The 20,193-nt window shown below is 61.3% G+C and carries 19 protein-coding genes; 6 read left to right on the forward strand and 13 right to left on the reverse strand.

Features of this window, described 5'->3' with window-relative positions; all coding sequences use genetic code 11:
• Positions 1 to 25 precede the first annotated feature (25 nt).
• The 3 genes from moeB (at position 26) to ACWHTU_RS11775 (ending at position 1,789) form a co-directional block, all read left to right on the forward strand.
• Positions 26 to 829 carry a molybdopterin-synthase adenylyltransferase MoeB gene (gene moeB, locus ACWHTU_RS11765; protein WP_447859556.1) on the forward strand — a complete coding sequence of 268 codons (804 nt, stop codon included), beginning with the start codon at positions 26 to 28 and terminating at the stop codon, positions 827 to 829.
• 2 nt (positions 830 to 831) lie between these two features.
• Positions 832 to 1,344 (forward strand): Mov34/MPN/PAD-1 family protein, encoded by a 513-nt coding sequence (locus ACWHTU_RS11770; RefSeq protein WP_447859557.1) that lies wholly within the window; start codon positions 832 to 834, stop codon positions 1,342 to 1,344.
• 109 nt (positions 1,345 to 1,453) lie between these two features.
• The gene (locus tag ACWHTU_RS11775; RefSeq protein WP_447859558.1) at positions 1,454 to 1,789 is read left to right on the forward strand and encodes a hypothetical protein; all 336 of its coding nucleotides are present in this window, start codon (positions 1,454 to 1,456) and stop codon (positions 1,787 to 1,789) included.
• 88 nt (positions 1,790 to 1,877) lie between these two features.
• On the opposite strand, the gene ACWHTU_RS11780 is transcribed toward ACWHTU_RS11775, so the two are convergent.
• From ACWHTU_RS11780 to ACWHTU_RS11840, 13 genes are all read right to left on the reverse strand, one after another.
• Positions 1,878 to 2,087, reverse strand: coding sequence for a hypothetical protein (locus tag ACWHTU_RS11780; protein WP_447859559.1), 210 nt, complete (start codon positions 2,085 to 2,087; stop codon positions 1,878 to 1,880).
• 93 nt (positions 2,088 to 2,180) lie between these two features.
• Positions 2,181 to 2,375, reverse strand: a complete 195-nt coding sequence (locus ACWHTU_RS11785) for a hypothetical protein (RefSeq protein ID WP_447859560.1) — start codon at positions 2,373 to 2,375, stop codon at positions 2,181 to 2,183.
• 74 nt (positions 2,376 to 2,449) lie between these two features.
• Positions 2,450 to 4,174 (reverse strand): ABC transporter ATP-binding protein, encoded by a 1,725-nt coding sequence (locus ACWHTU_RS11790; RefSeq protein ID WP_447859561.1) that lies wholly within the window; start codon positions 4,172 to 4,174, stop codon positions 2,450 to 2,452.
• Positions 4,175 to 4,262: 88 nt separating this feature from the next.
• Positions 4,263 to 4,793, reverse strand: a complete 531-nt coding sequence (gene def / locus ACWHTU_RS11795) for a peptide deformylase (RefSeq protein ID WP_447859562.1) — start codon at positions 4,791 to 4,793, stop codon at positions 4,263 to 4,265.
• A 102-nt stretch (positions 4,794 to 4,895) separates the two neighbouring features.
• Positions 4,896 to 5,702 carry a HEAT repeat domain-containing protein gene (locus ACWHTU_RS11800; protein ID WP_447859563.1) on the reverse strand — a complete coding sequence of 269 codons (807 nt, stop codon included), beginning with the start codon at positions 5,700 to 5,702 and terminating at the stop codon, positions 4,896 to 4,898.
• A gap of 58 nt (positions 5,703 to 5,760) precedes the next feature.
• Positions 5,761 to 8,841, reverse strand: a complete 3,081-nt coding sequence (locus ACWHTU_RS11805; protein ID WP_447859564.1) for an efflux RND transporter permease subunit — start codon at positions 8,839 to 8,841, stop codon at positions 5,761 to 5,763.
• Positions 8,842 to 8,892: 51 nt separating this feature from the next.
• Positions 8,893 to 10,056: an efflux RND transporter periplasmic adaptor subunit gene (locus ACWHTU_RS11810; RefSeq protein ID WP_447859565.1), complete on the reverse strand. Its 1,164-nt coding sequence runs from the start codon at positions 10,054 to 10,056 to the stop codon at positions 8,893 to 8,895.
• Positions 10,053 to 11,396: a TolC family protein gene (locus tag ACWHTU_RS11815; protein ID WP_447859566.1), complete on the reverse strand. Its 1,344-nt coding sequence runs from the start codon at positions 11,394 to 11,396 to the stop codon at positions 10,053 to 10,055. The genes ACWHTU_RS11810 and ACWHTU_RS11815 overlap by 4 nt, the downstream gene beginning before the upstream one ends.
• A 141-nt stretch (positions 11,397 to 11,537) precedes the next feature.
• Positions 11,538 to 12,626: a polyamine ABC transporter substrate-binding protein gene (locus ACWHTU_RS11820; protein WP_447859567.1), complete on the reverse strand. Its 1,089-nt coding sequence runs from the start codon at positions 12,624 to 12,626 to the stop codon at positions 11,538 to 11,540.
• 36 nt (positions 12,627 to 12,662) lie between these two features.
• Complete coding sequence (locus ACWHTU_RS11825) at positions 12,663 to 13,445, reverse strand: ABC transporter permease (protein WP_447859568.1); 783 nt, start codon at positions 13,443 to 13,445, stop codon at positions 12,663 to 12,665.
• Positions 13,442 to 14,347, reverse strand: coding sequence for an ABC transporter permease (locus tag ACWHTU_RS11830; protein WP_447859569.1), 906 nt, complete (start codon positions 14,345 to 14,347; stop codon positions 13,442 to 13,444). Before ACWHTU_RS11830 ends, ACWHTU_RS11825 begins: the two co-directional genes overlap by 4 nt.
• Positions 14,344 to 15,441, reverse strand: a complete 1,098-nt coding sequence (locus ACWHTU_RS11835; RefSeq protein ID WP_447859570.1) for an ABC transporter ATP-binding protein — start codon at positions 15,439 to 15,441, stop codon at positions 14,344 to 14,346. The genes ACWHTU_RS11830 and ACWHTU_RS11835 overlap by 4 nt, the downstream gene beginning before the upstream one ends.
• Positions 15,442 to 15,577: 136 nt before the next feature.
• Complete coding sequence (locus tag ACWHTU_RS11840) at positions 15,578 to 15,871, reverse strand: hypothetical protein (RefSeq protein ID WP_447859571.1); 294 nt, start codon at positions 15,869 to 15,871, stop codon at positions 15,578 to 15,580.
• Between the two features lie 107 nt (positions 15,872 to 15,978).
• Here ACWHTU_RS11840 and glgC point away from each other — a divergent pair, with 107 nt between their 5' ends.
• The 3 genes from glgC to ACWHTU_RS11855 are packed head-to-tail and all read left to right on the forward strand — an operon-like array spanning position 15,979 to position 20,189.
• Positions 15,979 to 17,217 carry a glucose-1-phosphate adenylyltransferase gene (gene glgC / locus ACWHTU_RS11845; protein ID WP_447859572.1) on the forward strand — a complete coding sequence of 413 codons (1,239 nt, stop codon included), beginning with the start codon at positions 15,979 to 15,981 and terminating at the stop codon, positions 17,215 to 17,217.
• Positions 17,192 to 19,054 (forward strand): helicase-related protein, encoded by a 1,863-nt coding sequence (locus ACWHTU_RS11850; protein ID WP_447859573.1) that lies wholly within the window; start codon positions 17,192 to 17,194, stop codon positions 19,052 to 19,054. Before glgC ends, ACWHTU_RS11850 begins: the two co-directional genes overlap by 26 nt.
• Positions 19,055 to 19,103: 49 nt before the next feature.
• Complete coding sequence (locus ACWHTU_RS11855) at positions 19,104 to 20,189, forward strand: DEAD/DEAH box helicase (protein ID WP_447859574.1); 1,086 nt, start codon at positions 19,104 to 19,106, stop codon at positions 20,187 to 20,189.
• The last annotated feature ends 4 nt before the right edge of the window (positions 20,190 to 20,193 follow it).

Genomic DNA, 20,193 nt, shown 5'->3' on the forward strand with positions numbered 1-20,193 from the left:
TCACGAGCAACGCACGACGCGCGAGATGGACTTCACCGACGAACAGATTCAGCGGTACAGCCGGCATATCATCCTACAGGAAGTCGGCGGGAAGGGACAGAAGAAGCTGGCGCGGGCCAAGGTGCTGGTGATCGGCGCCGGCGGGTTGGGTTCCCCCGCCGCGCTGTATCTTGCCGCCGCCGGTGTCGGCACGATCGGGCTGGTGGACGGCGACGTCGTCGACCTGTCGAACCTCCAGCGCCAGATCCTGCACACCACCGCTTCGGTCGGAAAGCCCAAGGTGGAGTCTGGTCTCAAGACCCTGGCGGCGCTGAACCCGGACGTGACGGTCAAGACGTATCAATTCCACGTCGACGCCGACAACATCATGGGCCTGCTGCACGACTATGACCTCATCCTGGACGGCTCCGACAATTTCTCGACCCGCTTCCTGGTCAACGACGCATGCTTCTTCGCCAAGAAGACCCTGATCTCGGGCAGCATTTTCCGATTCGAAGGCCAGTTGACCACCGTCAAGCCGCACGAAGGCTACCCCTGTTATCGTTGCCTCTACCCGGAACCGCCTCCGGCCGGGCTGGTGCCGAATTGCCAGGAAGCCGGGGTCTTGGGCGTGCTCGCTGGCACCATCGGGGTGTTGCAGGCATCTGAAGCGATCAAGGAAATCCTCGGCATCGGCGAAACGTTGGCCGATCGACTACTGATCTATGACGCGCTGGAAATGAAGTTCCGGAAGGTGTCCCGACCGAAAGACCCCGGTTGCCCGCTCTGCGGGACACACCCAACCATCACCGATCTGGGCGGGAACTACACTGTGACCTGCAGCGTCTGACCGTGCCTGACTTATCGATCCCCCGGCACATTCTGGACGAAATGGTCGCGCATGCGCGGGAGCTCGCTCCTTACGAGTGTTGCGGGCTGTTGGCCGGAAAAGATCGGACCGTCACGCACATCTACCGGATCAGGAACGTGGTCGCGCTCGACGACGCGGAGAAGCTGGCAGGTTTCGACGAAGCCAAGGCAGCCCATTTGCAGCGACTCTCGCCCCGGGAACGGGCAGAGATCGCCTTCGTCATGGACTCCCATGACCTGGCGCTCGCTCAGAAGGACATGAGGAAGCAGGGCCTGGATCTGCAGGTCGTGTACCACTCCCACCCGAACGATCCAGCCCGCCCGTCGGTCACGGATATCAAAATCGCAACCGACTATGAAGACTACTGGGGGAAGATCAACCTGTCCGTCCCCGCCTATCTGCTCATTTCGCTTCAAGACAAGGCCAGGCCGGACATCCGGACGTACTGGATCCGGAAGGGCCGGGTGATACCGGCGGACGTTCAAACGATCTGACAACCCTTCCCGCGCATTTCACTCCTTTTCGTCCGGAGCAGTTTCATGTACTATGGGGCCGTTATCCACCCCGCACCTTTTATTCATCACTTGAGCGGAGGGTTTCGTCATGCCACGCACAATCCTGATCGGATTCATCGTCTTCATGGTCCTGGCTTTTCTTCTCGGCTGGTCCACCATCGGTTCCGCCGTGGAGAAAAGCTTCTACAGCCCGATCATTCAGATCGACAAACAGAACGGCCGTATTGTGATCTCCGATAGCGGCGCGGTCTTCTGGGTCGAGCTGCCGGAGGAGGCGAAGCCGCACATGGACAAACTGCCGCTGATGACACTGGTCGACATCGTCGTGGAGTTACGTCCCGACAAGCCGCCGTTGCTTAAGACCTGGAAAGTCACGGGCGGGGAATCTGCCTGCAAATTCTTCGACGGCAAGACATGCCATTGAACGGACGAGAGGCGCGCGGCAGAACACCCGAGAAAAGCAATGAAAGACGAGTCCCGGGAGGTGGCGCTCGCAAGACAGCAAGTGATGCTCACTCCGAGCTGCCCAGCATGTCGTCGATCAGCGGGCGATTGATGTCGCTGCATCCCGGACAGATCGTAGCGAACAACGCTTCGTGATCGGCCACGTAATTCCTGGCGTCCACGAGCTGGTCCTTGACGACTTCGTCGTAACAGGCCTCGCACAACATCATGAGGCCTCGCATCACCGACACCGTCTTTCGTCCCGTGCTTCCCGGCATGGATCTTCCGGCGTCTGTGAACCGTTATCTGCGAACCGACGAGATTCGGCCGGAGCCCCGATTCACGGGTAACGCGCAACGGTTCATGTCCACTTACACCGATCCCCTGTATTGAGCGACCCTGAAGTCTTCCGCCTCCAACTCCACGCCGCAGCGAGGGCATTCGTACGGCTTGTCCGGCGGAGGCACCGTCAGCTCATTGCGGTCAAGACGCCCCAGACAGACGTGGTAAAAATGTCCTCGCGCATGCTCGCTGTCCAACGGATCGCTCTCGTACACCAACACCATGGTCAGCCCTTCATCGACCGATCCAGAGTATCGTCACGTGGCGGTGGAGTCCGCAATCGGCGGTCCGGCGGGCGCTAGATTTGAAACTGGGCCTCATACAGCCCAGCATACACCCCGCCCCGATTCAGCAACTCCACGTGTGCGCCCTCCTCGACAATCCGGCCACGCTCCATTACGACAATGCGGTCGACGTCGTGGAGCGTTGACAATCGGTGGGCGATGATGAACGTCGTCCGCCCGCGGGTCAAATGGTTCAAAGCTTCGCGGATTTTCACCTCGGTTTCCGTGTCGATATTGGACGTCGCCTCATCGAAGATGACGATGGGCGGGTCTTTCAGGAGGACGCGCGCGATGGAGACCCGTTGCTTCTGCCCCACCGAGAGCTTGACCCCTCGCTCCCCAATCCAGGTATCGTACCCCTCCGGCAGATCCATGATGAACTCGTGGGCGCGGGCCGCCCGCGCCGCGGCTTCGAGTTTTTCTTGATCCGCGGACAGATCGCCGTACGCGATATTCTCGCGAACGGTGCCGTTGAACAAAAACGGCTCCTGCTGCACCAGCCCGATCTGGCTCCGAAGAAAGGCAAGCGGCAAATCCCGCAGATCGTAGCCGTCGATCGTGATCGAGCCGGACCGGACGTCGTAGAATCGCAGGAGGAGTTTGAGCATCGTGCTCTTGCCCGCACCGCTCGGACCGACCAACGCCACCCGTTCGCCAGGTTTCACCGTCAGCATGACATCCGTCAGCACTGGTGCGTCCGGACGATAGTGAAACGAGACCCGATCGAAGCGGACTTCGCCCCGCAAACGCACCGCCGGCCAGATCGTTCCGGGCCGATCCCGGACTTCTGGCACGGTGTCCAGCACGTCGAACACACGCTCGCTGGCCGCGAGCGCATGTTGCAGCATATGGTTGACGGAATGGATTTGATTGATCGGAACATAAAACAGCGCCAGATAAGACAAAAACATGACCAACTCGCCGACCGTGAGCGCTCCGGCCAACACCTCACCGGTCCCGTACCACAGGATCAGCAATGTGCCCATGCTGCCCGTGAAGATCATTCCCGGTGAGTAGATCGACCAGAGACGCATCGCCTGAAGATTGCTCCGGCTGTATTCCTGACTGAGCCGGTTGAACCGCTGCTGCTCATAGGCCTGCCGGTTGAACCCCATCGTTTCCCTGATACCGGACAACGCATCTTGCAAATAGGCGTTCAGCTCCGCGGCGCTCTTCCGGATGCGGTGGTAATAGGTATGTACCCGCGCCGTGAACTTCAGCGCGGACACGATCAGAATGGGAATCGGCAGCAGAGACAGCAGCGCGAGTTTCCAATTCAGCGTAAAGAGCATGATCGTAATGCCCACCAACGTCAGCGACGCGGTCAGCATGCCCTCCAGGCCGTCGATGAAGATGCGTTCGACATGTTCCGTATCGTTATTGACCCTGGACATGATTTCGCCAGTCGAGCGGTTCTCAAAATAGCTAAGCGAGAGGCGTTGCAGCGCCGCGAAGACCTGCGCCCGCAGATCGTGCACGACCCGCTGCTCGAGTGTATTGTTGAACCGGATGCGTAGGGAGGCGCACAGGTTTTTGAGTCCGTAGGCCAGCAGCAGTCCGCCCAGGGCCCACGGCAGCAATTCCGGCCGGCGGGCCGTGATCACGTCGTCAATGACGACCTTGACGAGCCAGGGCGGCACCAATTCCATCGCCGTGGCGAGCGCAGCGAAACTCAGCGTGATGAACGCGAGGAGGCGGTACGGTTTTAGATACGCGAGGACGCGGAGGAGGGAGTGCACTCGAAAATTATGAATTGTGAATTCTGATCGTGAATTCTGGATGAATGACGATTCAACGGTATGCCTGATTCAGCATCCCCTTCGGCTACTAGATGACGGCCGCGGTTTCTTTTCTCCAGTAATGGTCGAACTCTTCCAACTGGGTCAGCGTCGACAGATCGGTCATCCGATCGAGGAAGAGCTTGCCAATCAGGTGATCGAGCTCATGCTGAATGCAGACCGCGTACAGACCGGTTGCCTCGAAGTCGACGGGAGCCCCGTAGCGGTCCAATCCTTTCACCCGCACCATCGACGGCCTGGTCACTTTGCCCCTCAGTCCGTCAATGCTCAAGCAGCCCTCCCAGCTCTCGACCTGATTGGGCCCATAATAGAGAATGGTCGGGTTGATCAGCACAGTCTTGGGGAATCCGCTTTCGCCCGGGCATTCCATGACCACCACTTGCTGCGACCGCGACACTTGTGGGGCCGCCAGCCCGATGCCTTCCGCATCGTACATCGTGTCGAACATGTCGTCGATGAATCGCTGGAACGGCGGTGTCCGAATGTCGGCGGGATCGACCGGGGCCGCGATTTTTCTGAGAACCGGATTGCCGAGCTTAGCGATCTTCAACACTGCCATACGGAACTCTTTTCAATAAGAAAATCAGGCGGAACGCCAGTTGTGTTTATAACATAGCCCTATCGACGGCGACAAGACGCAGAGTCATCCGCTCCGCACGCCTTACCCTTGCGGAGCAACCCCCTTCGACTTCCTCGGTTCCGGCAGTTCGAAGGTTTCTTTGCTCGCGTTCCACCAATCGATCCATTCCTGCGCCCACTCTTGTCGCTCCTGCTGCGTCGAAGCTTCCCAGTTGTGCATTTCGCTTTCATGCCGCGTCAACAACCAGAGCGAATGGATTGCGGAGATCGCTACGAAGCGCTCCTCGTCGGACAACAGCGAAATCAGCACAGGAATCACTGCCTTGTGACGGACATAGCGCGATTCGAACGCGGCGGTTTTCCGGATGGTCGGATTTTGGTCTTTGGCCATCAGCTCGATAGCGGCGGGCGCCTGCAAAGGATCCAACCTCACTGCCACCCGCAAGGCGTGCTCACGGATTCTGGGCATTTCGTTCGGCTGCTTGGCGGTCTCCAGCAACGCGGGCACAGCCGCTGTCGCCTTCAACATGGACAGCGTCTCGATCGCGTTGTAGCGGAGCCGCGGACCCGGCATGGTCAAGGCCTTGACCAGAACTGGCACCACCGGCTCCCCCAGATGCACGAACTCTCCCATCGCCCAGAATTCCTGTTTACCTTCCAGCAGAGGAAGCAGCGCCTCCGCGCGCTGCAATTCCTCTTGGCTCAGCGGTTTGGTGTTCTGCGGAACCGACGTATCCGGAACGGCCTCCGGTCTGGGCGGAGCCTCGTACGGAATCTGAACGGGAACAATCATTGGAACTCCCGCTCCGGCCGACGCCGCGCGCGCATCGCCCCATATCGGCACCGCGCTGATCAATATCGCCGTCAACAGTCTCGCGCTCGCACTCATGGCACGCTCCCCTCCTCGACCTCGCCTCGATTCATCGACGCCGTCTCCGTTCCCTCGTCTATCCGCCGGGTGAGATCTCTCGCCCGTCGCGGCGCCGGTGGACGATATCATACAACACCGGCAGCACAAGGAGAATCAGCACCGCGGCCGTCAGCATCCCGCCCACCACGACCCTCGCGAGCGGCTTCTGCGCCTGCGACCCGATGCCCGTCGCCACGGCCGCCGGCAAAAGCCCAATCGCCGCCGCTAGCGTCGCCATCAGGATCGGCCGCATCTGAACATCCGCCCCCTTCATGATCGATTCTGTCAGCGGCATCCCGGAGCGGCGGAAGTCCTCGATACGAGAGATTAACAACACACCTCCCAGGATTGCCACCCCGAGAGTCGAAATCACGCCGACCGCCGCCGAGATGCTGAAATGCGTGTTCGTCGCGACCAGGGACAGTACGCCGCCGATGAGCGCGAAAGGCACGGTGACGAGGACCAGCAACGCGTTCTTGACCGAATTGAAGGCCGTGTAGAGGAGGAACAGAATGATGACCAGGCTGAGCGGCACGACCTTGGTCAGCCGTTTTTGCTCGTCTTTCAACTGGTCGTACTGACCCGCCCACTCCATGGTGTACCGCTCGGGAAGCTGCACCTCCTTGGCCAGCCGGGCCTGCGCCTCCTGCACCGTGCTGGCCAAGTCCCGATCGCGCACGCTGAACTTGATTGGGATGTAGCGGCGGTTGTTTTCCCGGTAGATGATGAACGCGCCGGTCTGGGTGGTGATGTTGGCCAGTTGCTTGAGCGGAATGCGCGCGCCGTTCGGGGTGCTGACCAGTATGTTTCCGATCGCCTCGGGATCCTGCCGAAACTCTGGAAGAAACCGCACGACGAGATCGAACAACCGTTCGCCTTCATACACCTGTGTGACGGCCTGTCCACCGACGGCCGCCTGCACTACCGCGTTGACATCCGAGACCTGAAGCCCGTACCGGGCGCTGGCCTCCCGATCCACCTCGATGAGCAGGTTGGGTTGTCCCATCAGACGGAAGATGCCTAAATCCTTGACGCCCGGCACCCGGCGCATCACCCGCTCGATCTCCACCGCCTTCGCCTCCATCACCCTCAAGTCGGTTCCGAACAATTTAATGGAGTTCTCGCCCTTAACGCCCGACATGGCCTCCTCGACGTTGTCCTGAATCACCTGCGAGAAATTGAAGATGACCCCGGGGATCGCTTTGAGCCGCGTTTCGATTTCTTCGACGAGTTTCTCCTTCGTCAGGCCGGGTCGCCATTCTTTCTGCGGCTTGAGGTTGGCCAAAAACTCCGCGTTGAAAAAACTGGTGGGGTCGGTCCCGTCGTCGGGGCGCCCAAGCTGCGAGGCGACCGTCGTCACTTCGGGGGATTGCCAGAAGAGCTGTCGAATCTCGGTCGTCAGCCGAGCCGCCTGGTCGAAGGAGATATCCACCGGCATAGTCGCCCGCACCCACAGATTTCCCTCCTCCAGCGCTGGCATGAATTCGCCGCCCAAAAACTTGAGCGCCACGAGCGCCGTCGCGAGCAGCGCCAGCACAAACCCCACGACGATCATCTTGTGCGACAGGGCCCAACGCAACATCCCTGCGTACAGACGACGGACCACACGGACGACGGCGGTGTCCTCCTCGCTGATCGGGCCGGTCAACAGCAGCGAGCAGAGCACCGGCGCCAGCGTAAAGGCCATGAGCAACGCGCCCAGGAGCGCGAAGCCGTACGTGATGGACATGGGCGCGAAGATTTTGCCCGGCACTCCGGTCATCGTAAACAGGGGGATGAACGCGACGACGATGATCGCCGTCGAAAAAAAGATGGGGCGCCCCACTTGGCGGGCTGCCCGGACGATCTGCTGCGGGGGAGTCAATCCGGGTCCGCGGTGATGGGCCAGATGGTAGAAGATGCTCTCCACCATGATCAACGTCGCGTCCACGATGATGCCGAAGTCGATGGCGCCGAGCGAGATGAGGTTGGCGGATTGTCCGATCAGCACCATCATAGTGAACGTGAAAAGCAGCGAGAGGGGAATGGTCAACGCGACGATCAGAGCCGCGCGAAAATGGCCGAGAAATACGAACAGGATGACGAACACCAGGACCATGCCGCTGATGAGGATGTCCGTGACCGTCTCCACCGTGGTGTTGATCAGGACCGTGCGGTCGTAAAACGTCTTGATCTTCACCCCCTCGGGCAGTTTCCAGGTATTCAGCTCCTGGACTTTGGCCCTGACCTTCTCGAGCACGGACAGCGCTTTGTAGCCGCGTTGGAGCAGCACCACACCCTCGACGACGTCGTCGCGATCGTCGATCCCGACCTTCCCCAGACGCACCCGATGGCCGACGGACACCTGACCCAAGGTTTTGACGAAAATCGGGGTTCCCTCCTTTTCCGCCACCACCACGTTTTCGATGTCCGCCAGATTGTTGATGAGCCCCAGTCCCCGGATGTTGAAATTCTGCGCCCCGACCGTCAGATAATTGCCTCCGACATTGGCGTTGCTGTTGGCGAGCGCCGTCATCACCTGCGGCAGATTCACGCCGTAACTGATCAGCTTTCCCGGGTCGATGTCGACGTGATATTCCTTGGTGGTCCCGCCGAAGGCCGTCACATCGATGACTCCCGGTACACGGCGGAATTCTCTTCGCAACTCCCAGTCTTGAATGGTTTTCAGATCGGTCAAACTGACATGGTCCCCGGTCAGTTCATACCGATAGATCTCGGCAATCGCCCACCAGGGGGAAAGCATCGGTTGGGCGCCCGGCGGCAAGCTCACCATCGCGAGGCGGTTCAACACTTCCTGCCGGTCGAAAAAATAGTCGGTCCCGAAGTCGAAATAGACTTTGATGTCGCTGAGACCGAAAATAGACAGGGAGCGGATGTCGGTGAGCCCTGGGGTACCGTTGAGCGCCACCTCGATGGGGATCGTGATCTGCCGCTCGATCTCCTCGGCCGACCACCCCGGATACTGGGTGATCAACTCCACCATCGGCGGGGATGGATCGGGGTAGGCGACGATGTCGAGGAGGTGAAACGCGTAGAGCCCGCCGAAAAACAGCGCGAGGCCGGTGGCGCAGAGGAGAAACCGCTGGACGAGAGAAATCTCAACGATTCGGGCGATCATCGTCTCGGTCCATCATCCGCAACCGAGGCGACCGCGTGAGGCTGCTGCACGCTACCCCTTCACTTCCTGGCCTTTAATCAGCACTGCGCCTTTCACCACGATGCGCTGGCCCGGAGAAAGCCCTTCCAGAACCCGAAACTGCTCGGGGGACACGCTGGCGACTTTGACCTCCCGCTTGACGTACCGGTCCGGCCCTTCTACCACGTAGACGAAATGCTTCCCGTCGGCTTCCAACACCGCCTCCTTCGGAATCGCCAGAAACGGGGTGGTATCGCCGACATCGATGTTCAGCCGGGCGAACATCTCGGGCTTCAACTTGCGGTCTTCGTTGTTGACCCATGCGCGGACCTTGATCGTCCGCGTGGTCGGATCGACCACGTCGCCGATAGAGGCGATCACGGCCGGAAACATCACGCCCGGATACGCCTCGACCGTCACGCGCGCGACCTGTCCGACCTTGACCAAGGCGAGGTCGCGCTCGTAGACATCCGCCACCACCTGTAAGGTGTCCAGATCGGCGATCGTGAACAGCACCTGCGACGGATCGCCGCCCACGGACTGACCCGGCGTAACAAAGCGCTCCACCACGGTGCCGGCTAACGGGCTCTTCATTTCAAAGCGCGAGGTGATGCGTTGCTGGGCAAGGGGTTTCTCCAGCTCGGCCGCCGGCACGCGGAGCGACAGAAGCCGTTCCTTGGCCCGGCGAAACTCCGCCCGGGCCTTGATCAAATCGTTCTCCGCCTGCTTGAGGTCCTTCTGGGGCAGGGCTTTAGTCTCGTACAGATCCTTGGCCAGTTCATAGGCTCGGGTCGCATACTCCAGTTCCGAGGCTTCCTTGATGAAGTCGGAGTAGGCGGCCGTGATGTCCGGACTGTCGATCACGAGCAGCGTGTCGCCGGCTTTCACGTGATCGCCCAGATGGACGCGCACTTCCACGACCCGTCCCTGCAACGGCGACGAGATCTTCGAGTAGCGATCTTCTCCGTACGCCACCTTGCCAGCCAGCACTAACGCCGGCTTGACCGGGCTGTAATCCACCACCGCAGTTTCGATGCGCGGCTGCGCCTCGGTGACCGGTGCAGGCGGCGATGACGCCGGAGGAGTCGCGGCGCTGGAATGCGGGGGTTCCTCGGCGCGCCCGCAGGAGATTAACGCCGCGCACAGGACGGCGAGCGCCGCCACCCCTCGCTTCTTGGCTCCCGCCTCGCGTATCACGAGGTGATCTCCTGGCCGACTGCGCTCTCGAGCTGGAAGAGGTTGCGCTGATAATTGAACAGCGCCTCGATGTAGTTCTGCTGAATGGTCCGCGACGTCCGGGCCGCATCCAGCAGATCAATGATCGTGGCACCACCCCGTTCATACGCCCGTTCAACGATCGTGAAGGTGGCGCGCGCATCTTCCAAGATGCCGCCCAGATACGCTTCGACGAGGCGCCGGCTTTGCACCAGATTCCGATAGGCAACGTCCACTTGATTCTCCACCTGATTGATCGTTTTGTTGAGATCCGCCTCCGCCGCCTGCACCGCCACCTCGGCCTGGAGAATGCCCCCCTGGTTGCGGTTGAACAGCGGCAGCGGCACGCCCACACTCACCATCGCCTGCTGCTGCAAATCCGGGCCGGTCGGTCCCTGCACCGCATATCCGCCGCCGAGGGTCACGTCGGGATAGCGATACGCCTTGGCCAATTTCAAATCTGCCAGGCGCTGAGCCTGCACATGCCGCTTCGCCCTGAGATCGGGTCTCGCCTCCAGAGCCAACATCCGCAATTTGTCGATGTCCGGATCGATGCGATGAAACTCCAGCTCGGTCGTCAGTTCGAGCCGGACAGCCGGCGACAGCCTGAGCAATTGGCGTAAATCGGCGCGGGCCGCATCCGCCTCCTGGGTAAACTGGATGACCTGCGATTGAAAGTCGATGAATTGGAGGCGGATGCGGATCAAGTCGACTTCCGCGATGTACCCCTTCTTGAACCGTATGGTATTGATTTCGAGAATGCGCGAAAAGCGATCGCGGTTCTCTTCCGCTAGGGCCAGCCGCCGCTGAGCCAATTGCACCCGGTAATAGGTGTCCTTCACCGTAAATCCCAATTGGCGGATCGCGTCTTCGAAATTCGCTTCCGCCGATTGCGTCCCGAACCCGGCGCTCTCGATCCGATAGCCCCGCTTGCCGGCCATCTCGAAGAGTTGCTGGATCTGCGGATAGATCTGGCCGCTGCGGGTCAGGCTGGAACGCTCGCCGAACTGATGCTTCGCGAACGAGCCTGCCGTCGAAACGGACAACACGGGGTTCGGAAACAGGGCTGCCGTGATCTGCTGCCCCCTGGCGTAATCCACGCCGAATTTCGCGATGAGAAGGTCAAGGTTCTGTTTGAGGAACAAGGCCAGCGCCTCGTCAAGGCTCAGCCGTATCGTCTGGCCGGGTGAGACGGCGGACTTCGCCGCTTCATCGGCGGCGAGCGGCGCATCCGGAGACAACAGAATGACGGCGCTGAAGAAGATCAAACCCGGAAGAAACGAAAATCGAATTCCGGTCCGCCGGGTCAGGGTTGCAGACAACTCCACCTCGGGTGTTTTACCATGACGATCGTCCCCGGGACATCCCCGAAGACGAGCCTCGGCGCGGCAGGTCACGCACCGTACATGCGCGGGTATTATACCGACTTCCGCGCTCGGGGGGAAACACAAAGCACCGGGAAGTCAATGCATTTTCAGTTCCGTCCATGCGCGATCATACACCCGGATCGCATCCCCGACGTCGCTCATCCACTCCAGCCGGTCCAACAACGACTCCGGCGGATAGACGGCCGGATTGTTTCTGACCCGGGGTGACACCAGCTTCTTGGCCTCTCGGTTGGCGGAGGCAAACAGCAACCGATCCGACGTCAGCGCGGCGATCCGGGGATCGAGGAGAAAATTAACAAATTGCATCGCCAGATCCTTATGGCGGGAGGTCTTAAGCACAACCAGACAATCGGACCAGATGGTTCCTCCTTCCTTCGGCACGACATAGCGGATCGAAGGCCGCTCGGCCATGGCCCGGGCCACCGGACCTCCCCATCCGTGGGCGAGCACGACCTCGCCCGAGGCCAGAAGCTGGTCGTAGTGTTCGCTGGTATAGGTCTTCACGAGCGGCTTCTGTCGGATCAGTTTCTCCTTCGCCCGCTCGATAACGGCCGGATCCCGCGTGTTAAGCGAATAGCCCATCGAGCGCAACACGACGCCGAAGACCTCGCGTTGATCGTTCAGCATGCTGATCTTGCCCTTGTACCGGGCATCCCAGAGCACCGACCAACTGTCGGGCGGTTCCGGCAGAACGCTGGCGTCGTAGCCGATTCCGACCGTTCCCCACAAATAGGGCACGGAGTACTGGTGGTCCGGATCAAACGGCAACCGCTGCAAATGTTCCACCAGCAAGGCGGCGTTGGGGATCTTCGACAGATCCAGTTCGGCCAACAGCCCCAGCCGGATCATGATCGACACCATGAAATCCGACGGCACCGTCACGTCGTAGCCGTCTGCCCCGCTTTGCAGTTTGGCCAGCAGTTCTTCGTTGCTGCCGAAGGTGTCGACGACTACTTTCGCCCCGGTTTGCTGTTCGAATTCCCGCAACAGCTCGAGGCTCACGTAATCGGACCAGGTGAAGTAATGGAGCGTTGGGCCCGCCCGGTCATCGCCGTCGGCTCGCGGGCTCTTCTTCGGGCCGTCCTCGGGCGTCGGTTGACAAGCCAGGACCACCGCACAGAGGAACACGCCGATCGAGAACCGCGTTGTTGACGATTTTGTCATTGCTCCATTGCCGACGATCCAAATGATCCAGACCACTCAACGAATAAAAATCCCGCGTCCTTGGATGGCCAGCGACAGGCCCACCAATCCCATCGAGACCAACACCAGAAGGGCCGACAACGCATTGATCTCGGGCGACACGCCGGACTTAATCATCGAATACACTTTCAGCGGCAGGGTGGTCGAGCCGGGGCCGGCCGTGAAGAAGGTGACGATGAAATCGTCCAACGAAACCGTGAAGGCCATGAGCGCGGCCCCGACGACCGCCGGTCGCAGCAAGGGAAAGGTCACGCGGCGAAACACCTGCCAGGGCGTCGCGCCGAGGTCGGACGCGGCCTCTTCCAGACGAGGATCCAGCTTTCGATGCCTCGCCCGCACGATCACCATGACCAGGGGCAGATTGAAGGCGGTATGGGCGATGATGACCGTCGGCAAGCCGAGCGGCAGCTTGATCAACACGAAGAACAACATCAAGGCCACGCCCATCATGATTTCCGGAACCACTAACGGCAGCAGCATGGCGCCTTCGATCACCCGCCGAGAGCGGGATCCCAGTCGCTCCAAACCCAGGACAGCGGCCACCCCCAGCCCGGTTGCCAAGACCGTGGACACACCCGCGACCAGCAGACTGTTCCAGGTCGCGGCCAGCAGCGCCCGGTCCTCGGCAAGCGCCGTATACCATTTCAGCGTGAACCCCTGCCAGGTCGCCGAGAGACGGGAGGCATTGAACGAAAACAAGACCAAGACGGCGACCGGGAGATAGAGGAAGAGCAGATTGCCGAGACTCATCACCTGCAACCAAACACGTCGCCCGGTCACCGTCGGCTCCCCTCTTGGTTCATGCCGGCATCAATCCGATAATAAACGGCCATCGCGGCGATCAGAACCCCCATCAGCACGAAGGAAAGCGCCGATCCCAGCGGCCAGTCGCGCACGACCAAATACTCGTGTTGAATGAGGTTGCCCACCATCATACTCCTGGCGCCGCCCAGCAAATCCGGGGTGATGAACGCCCCCAGAGAGGGCATGAAGACCAGAAGGCATCCGGCGATCACGCCCGGTTTCGTGAGCGGCAACACGACTCGGCGGAACACCGACCACCGCGAGGCGTAGAGATCACAGGCCGCTTCCACCAGCGCGGGGTCCAGTCGCTCGACGGCCGCGTACAGCGGCAGCACCATGAACGGCAGATAACCGTAGACCAGCCCGAGCAAGACGGCGGCATCGGAATAGAGCAGCTCGATCGGCGCGTCGATGAGTCCGGCTCCCATGAGCAACTTGTTTATCACCCCCTCAGTCCGCAAGATGAACATCCAGGCATAGGTCCTGACAAGAAAATTCGTCCAGAACGGGATCAGCACCAGGACGAGCCAGAGGCCCTGCCGGCGTCGAGGGAGACGCGCGATGTAATAGGCCAGAGGGAAGCCGAGGACGAGGCAGAGCGCCGTTGTTACGGCCGCAAAGAAAATCGATCGTCCGAAGATCCGGAAATAGAGTGGATGGAGCAGATTGACATAGTTCGTCAGACTGAAGGTCCAAAGGACGCCGCCGTAGGTGCCGCGCGACGCGAAGCTGACCGCCAAGACGATCAGGAGGGGGACGAAGAAAAACAGAACGGCCCAGCACAGCCCCGGCGCCAGGATCCATCCGGGATAGCGGGCGAGGGAACCGTTCCCATCACTCCCTGTCGCGGTCGAACCGGATGCAGCAGGTGTACTCACGCTCTCAATACGATTCCTTCGTCGGCATTCCAGCGGACAAACACCTGCTCTCCGGCAGCAAACCGCTTGAGGTCGCCCGCGCCGTTGGCGACGCGGGCCTTCCAGAGCACCTGATCCGACAGCCGCAGGAGATAGTGCAGTTCATGACCGCTGTAGATCGTCTTCTCGACTCTGGCGGCGAGGACGTTCTCGCACCCGGGCGGAGGCAAATCGGTTGAGAGACGGACCCGTTCCGGCCTCAGCACCACGGTGACACGGTCACCGATAGCCAGATCCTGCAGGCAGCGAACCATGATCGGCCTGAATGAAGCGAGACCGGAGGGATCCACGCCGCACAGTCCCTGTTCCAGCTTGACCACCGAACCGGTGAGTTCATTGGACAGCCCGACGAAGCGCGCGACGAACAGCGAGGCCGGGGTTTCATAGATGTCGCGGGGACGCCCCACTTGCAACACCCGGCCGCGGTCCATCACCGCCACCCGATCGGACATAATCAACGCCTCTTCCTGATGATGAGTGACGCAGACCATGGTGACTCCGACCTGCTCCTGGATGGCCTTCAGCTCGACCTGCATCTCCTGACGCAGTTGCTGATCCAGCGCCGCCAGCGGTTCATCCAACAGCACCACCGCCGGCCGGTTCACCAGCGCCCGGGCCAAGGCGACGCGCTGCTGCTCTCCGCCCGAGAGCTGAGACGGGAGGCGCGTTCGCTGTTTCTCCAGCTTGACCATTTCCAGCGCGGCCCGGACCCGTGACTCGATCTCCGCCCCGGGCAGCCGGCGCATCTCCAATCCGAAGGCGACGTTCTGGAATACGGTGAGGTGGGGAAACAGCGCGTAGGACTGAAACACCAGGTTGACGGGCCGGCGATGGGGCGGCACGCCGGTCATCGGGCAGCCCTCGATGAGCACTTCGCCCTCGTCCGGCCGCTCGAACCCGGCGAGCAGGCGCAGCACCGACGTTTTGCCGGCTCCGCTCGGGCCGAGGATGGAGAAAAACTCGCCCCGTCCGATCTGCAACGACACGCGATCGACGGCCGTCGCCGCGCCGTGCCGTTTCACTAGGTTGCGGGTCTCGACGCTACAGTCGGCCACCGCCGCCGACCCCTCGGCTGTTCATGGGGAAATTCGACTTCGAGCGAGGCTCACGGATAGGTTGTGACACCGTCTTGCTTGGAGAGATCGTCGGACCCCTCGTTCTTCAGATCGACAACGCGGGACAGCGCCGCGTTCAGCGATCGAGGCCGACTTTCGCGCTGACCTCGCGCAGGTGTTTGCGGACCCGGACGGTTTCCTGATGCTTTCGCAACAACTCCCGGCGGATGACATCCCGGTCCTCGGCGACGATCCTCACCAGCCGGTCCGCATCCTCGGCGTGATCCCGGACCAATTCCGACAATTTCCGCAACTGGCGTTCCAGTCGATCCAGACGCCACAACACACCCTTGATCGTCGGATCGGATCCGAGCAGCTTGGCTGCAGGCGCTGCGTTGTTCACCCGCCTGGTAACCGCCGTCTTTCGCATCGTCAGCTCCTCGCCGGCAACTGCCGCGTAGTATCGTCTCGGCGGCCGCCGATGTCAATGCTGCCTTCCTTTCTATTTGGCCACCCTCCTGTTACAATGCCAGCACCATGCGGAAGATCCTGACCATGGTGCTCGCCGGGGGCAAAGGCGAGCGACTCTATCCCCTGACCGAGCACCGAGCCAAACCGGCGGTTCCCTTCGGCGGAAAATATCGCATCATCGACTTTACGCTCAGCAACTGCCTGAACTCCGGCCTCCGGCGGATCGCGGTGCTGATCCAATACAAGTCGCATTCGCTGGACCGCCATATCCGCATCGGCTGGAACATTCTCAACGCCGAGTTGGGCGAATACCTCGCCTCGGTCCCGCCGCAGCAGCGGATCAGCGAAGACTGGTACAGGGGCACGGCGGACGCCGTCTATCAGAATCTCTTCCTGTTGGACAACGAACAGCCGGAGTTCCTCCTCGTGCTGGCCGGCGACCATGTGTACAAGATGAACTATGCAGACATGTACAATTTCCTGTTGGCCAAACAGGCCGACGCCGTGGTCGGGGCGATCGAGATTCCGCTCGCCGAGGCCAGCCGCTTCGGCGTGATCGGGGTGGATGAGAACTACCGGATTCTGCGTTTCGACGAGAAACCCCAAAACCCCGCGCCGATTCCCAACGATCCGACCCACGCCTTCGTCTCGATGGGCATCTATCTTTTTCGCGCGCCGATCATCCGCGAACGGTTGATCGAGGACGCCAAGGAGAACAGCGCGCACGATTTCGGCAAGGACATCATCCCCCGCATGATCCGGGAAAACCGGGTCTACGCCTTCAAGTTCCAGGACGAGAACAAGAAGGCCGTGAAATATTGGCGCGACATCGGCACCCTGGACGCCTATTGGGAAGCCAATATGGATCTGGTCGCGGTCGACCCGTTGTTTAACCTGTACGACCAGGAATGGCCGATCCGGACCTATCAGGGTCAATACCCGCCGGCCAAGTTCGTCTTCGCGCAGGACTACCAGGGCGGGCGAATGGGCGTCGCGCTCGATTCGATTGTCTGCGGCGGGTGCATCATTTCAGGGGGACGGGTGCAGAACTCCGTCCTCTCTCCCAACGTGCGGGTACAGGACCACGCCGACGTCCGGGAATCGGTCGTCATGGAGAACGTGGTGATTGGCGAGCACGCCCGCATCCGGCGGGCCATCATCGACAAGGATGTGATCATCCCGCCGAAAACCGAGATCGGTTACGATCTGGACTCCGATCGTCGCCGTTTCACCGTCACGGAATCCGGCCTCGTAGTCATCTCCAAAGGAATGAAACTGCATGCCTCCTTCGATTCATCCGGTTGACCTCGTCACCGCTCTGCGCCAGAAGCGCCTGACGCCCGCCATCGTGTTTCTGACCTCCCGCCGCGCGTGCGACGAAGCCATGCAGGCGTTCGAGCAAGACCAGGCCATTCTTCCGCCGGCGCGACAGCAAGCCATCGCGACGGTGCTCGATCAAGTCATCGCCCAATTCCCCAGCATCGCGGACCATCCGTTGTTGGAGACGGTCAAACGGATCGGCGTCGCCGCCCACCATGCCGGACATCTGCCCTCCTGGAAGATTGCCGTGGAAGAGCTGATGCGGCAGGGCTGCCTGGACGCGGTGTTCGCGACGACGACGCTCGCGGCCGGGGTGGACTTTCCGGCACGGACCGTCGTGCTCACCCAATCGAGCGTCCGCAAGACCAAGGACTTCACCGACCTCACCATCAGCGAGGTGCAGCAACTGGCCGGGCGGGCCGGCCGGCGCGGAAAAGACTTGGTCGGCTTCGCCATTGTCACCCCATCGCCGTACATCGACCTGAGCGTCATCACGAAGGGCTTGACCGGGCAACCCGAACCGATCGACAGCCAGTTCGTGATCACTTATCCAATGGTCCTGAACCTGTTGAAAGCGCACCCGCTGGAACAGATCCAACCCATCCTGGCCAAGAGTTTTGCCCAGTTTCAGCTCAACCAGCGTGCCGAGACCTTGGAACGGAAGCTGGACCTCCTCCATGAACAGATGAAGCCTTACGGTCCCCGCGTCTGCACTGACTGGATCACTCAATGGCAGATCTTTGATCACGCCCGCAAGCAGAAAGCGCACCGCGCCCACATCCGTCGCAAGGAACCGCCGGAAGTGACCGCCCGCCTGCACTTTCTTACGCCGGGTCGGGTCGTCGGATTGCCAAAGGGACGGGGCGTCGTGCTACGCCAATATCGCAGCCGCGGCCAGCGCAGCCCGATGGTCACCGTGCTGCGGCCAGGCGGGGCCATCACGGAATGTCCGGTCGGCATCATCACCCAAATCCTCGATCGGGTGTTCGAGTTCGAGGAGGCGCCAATGTACCCCTGGTGCACCCCGAAGAGCCTCGACGACCTGTCTCGGGAATTGGCGGAACTGCCGGCCCGCATTCCAGTCCTACCCATCCTTGTCCAGGACGAACAGGAATCGATCCCGGAAAGCGCCATAGCCCAGACCCTCGACGATTTCCCTTGTCCGACCTGTCCGTCGCGTCCAGCCTGTCAAAAGGACCACGCGACGGCGCTCAAGCTCCGGCAGGAGATCCAGCGTCACACGAAAGCCATCCAGGCGCTGCGCACCAGCCTATGGCACCGGTTCCAGGCCAAAGTCGAAGTGCTCCAGCAGTTCGGATATCTCACCTCGACCGCGCATCTCACCGAAGACGGCGAATGGGCCAGATTGATCCGCATCGACCACTCGCTTCTGATCACCGAATTGATCCGCGCCGAAGCGTTTTCGGGGATCGAGCCGCAGCTCCTGGCCGGAGTTATGGCCAGTATCGCGCACGACGACGACCGCCCAGGTGCATTCCCGCGCCCGAGCCCCGGCCTCTCGTCGTTGCTGTGGCAAGTCCGGAGGCTCGCGGAGGCGCTGGCTCCGCACGAAGACCCGCCGCTGCTCCGAGCCGACGTGGCGGCGTTGACGGAAAAATGGGTCGGCGATCCGACCCTCACCTGGATCGGCCTCTGCAAACTGACGACGATGGCGGAGGGAGATATCTACCGCCTGTTGGCGCGCACGCTGGAATATCTGTCGCAACTCCACGCGTTAAAGACCACGCACCCCGGTCTAGCCGAGACCGCCGACCGGGCAATCGCGGTGTTGCGCCGCGGCGTGCTGGAGGAGCTGCCGTGAGCTGGAGAGGGAAGGGGCAGAACACACGGATCACGGGATAAAGGCGGAGATGACTACCGACGAACTGGAACAATTGTTGGCCGCGCAGCCTGTCGCCCTGTTGCACCGCCTGGCGCGGGGACGAGTCCATCGCCACTTCCGGCTGGGCAAACGGCGCCTGGTCGAGCTGCTCCTGCGGCACTCTACTGAAAACCGAGCGGGACTCGAGTCGGACCTTCAGACCTTGATCCAGGAACGGGCTGGCCGTCGGGCGCTGTCCGAGGCGCGGCGCGCGGAGCACCCGCGCATTGCAAAACCTGGTCGCCAGCCCGATCGTCCGCCAGCGCAATCCGGGAAAGGCCGTCTCAGACCGCCCGAACTGGAATCATCGGAGCCGGCCTGCAGTCTTGGTGCGTGGCTGGAAGGGCTCGGCGTGCCCGAGCCGAAGCCGTTCGTCCCTGACGCCTGGCAGGAAGAAGCGTTGGCTCGCCTGGCCGAAACGGACGTGATCGTGAGCGTGCCGACCGGAAGCGGCAAAACGTATGTGGCGATCGAGGCGGCGCGGCGGGCGATGGAGGACAATCGAACGGTGATCTATACCTCTCCGCTGAAAGCCCTGTCGAACACCAAATTCACGGAATTCTCGCGCCTCTTCGGCGCGGACAAGGTCGGCATTCTGACCGGAGACCGGCGGGACAACGCCCAGGCCCCGCTGTTGATCATGACGACGGAGATTTTGCGGAATCTGCTCTACGATGCGGCAGGCGGCGAAATCGACGTGCGGCTGGATACGTTGGGCTTGGTCATCATGGACGAATCGCAATACCTGGCCGATCCGGAACGCGGGGTGGTGTGGGAAGAAACGATCATTTTCTGCCCCTCGCAGGCCCGGTTGCTGCTGCTTTCAGCCTCCATCGGCAATCCGCAGGACATCGCCGATTGGCTGACCTCGATCCGGCCGACCCCCTGCCACTTGGTCAAGCACGCGAAACGGTCCGTGCCGCTGCGCGCCGGGTATCTCCACCCGAACGGGAAGCTGGTCCCGCTGTTTCGGACCGTCAGCATTCCCTACGGTCATCCTGGTGCACTGCACCCGGAAGCCAAACGGCTCTTCGTCCACTACGAAGACGAAACCCTCCCTCCGCGGTCCCGCTAACACG

This window comes from Nitrospira calida (assembly GCF_976986435.1).

Excerpts from the sequence above, each read along its gene's own strand:
- moeB (WP_447859556.1), top strand. The coding sequence starts at position 26 with ATGGACTTCACCGACGAACAGATTCAGCGGTACAGCCGGCATATCATC.
- ACWHTU_RS11775 (WP_447859558.1), top strand. The coding sequence starts at position 1,454 with ATGCCACGCACAATCCTGATCGGATTCATCGTCTTCATGGTCCTGGCT.
- ACWHTU_RS11780 (WP_447859559.1), bottom strand. The coding sequence starts at position 2,087 with ATGCCGGGAAGCACGGGACGAAAGACGGTGTCGGTGATGCGAGGCCTC.
- ACWHTU_RS11785 (WP_447859560.1), bottom strand. The coding sequence starts at position 2,375 with ATGGTGTTGGTGTACGAGAGCGATCCGTTGGACAGCGAGCATGCGCGA.
- def (WP_447859562.1), bottom strand. The coding sequence starts at position 4,793 with ATGGCAGTGTTGAAGATCGCTAAGCTCGGCAATCCGGTTCTCAGAAAA.
- ACWHTU_RS11800 (WP_447859563.1), bottom strand. The coding sequence starts at position 5,702 with ATGAGTGCGAGCGCGAGACTGTTGACGGCGATATTGATCAGCGCGGTG.
- ACWHTU_RS11805 (WP_447859564.1), bottom strand. The coding sequence starts at position 8,841 with ATGATCGCCCGAATCGTTGAGATTTCTCTCGTCCAGCGGTTTCTCCTC.
- ACWHTU_RS11820 (WP_447859567.1), bottom strand. The coding sequence starts at position 12,626 with ATGACAAAATCGTCAACAACGCGGTTCTCGATCGGCGTGTTCCTCTGT.
- ACWHTU_RS11840 (WP_447859571.1), bottom strand. The coding sequence starts at position 15,871 with ATGCGAAAGACGGCGGTTACCAGGCGGGTGAACAACGCAGCGCCTGCA.
- glgC (WP_447859572.1), top strand. The coding sequence starts at position 15,979 with ATGCGGAAGATCCTGACCATGGTGCTCGCCGGGGGCAAAGGCGAGCGA.
- ACWHTU_RS11850 (WP_447859573.1), top strand. The coding sequence starts at position 17,192 with ATGCCTCCTTCGATTCATCCGGTTGACCTCGTCACCGCTCTGCGCCAG.
- ACWHTU_RS11855 (WP_447859574.1), top strand. The coding sequence starts at position 19,104 with ATGACTACCGACGAACTGGAACAATTGTTGGCCGCGCAGCCTGTCGCC.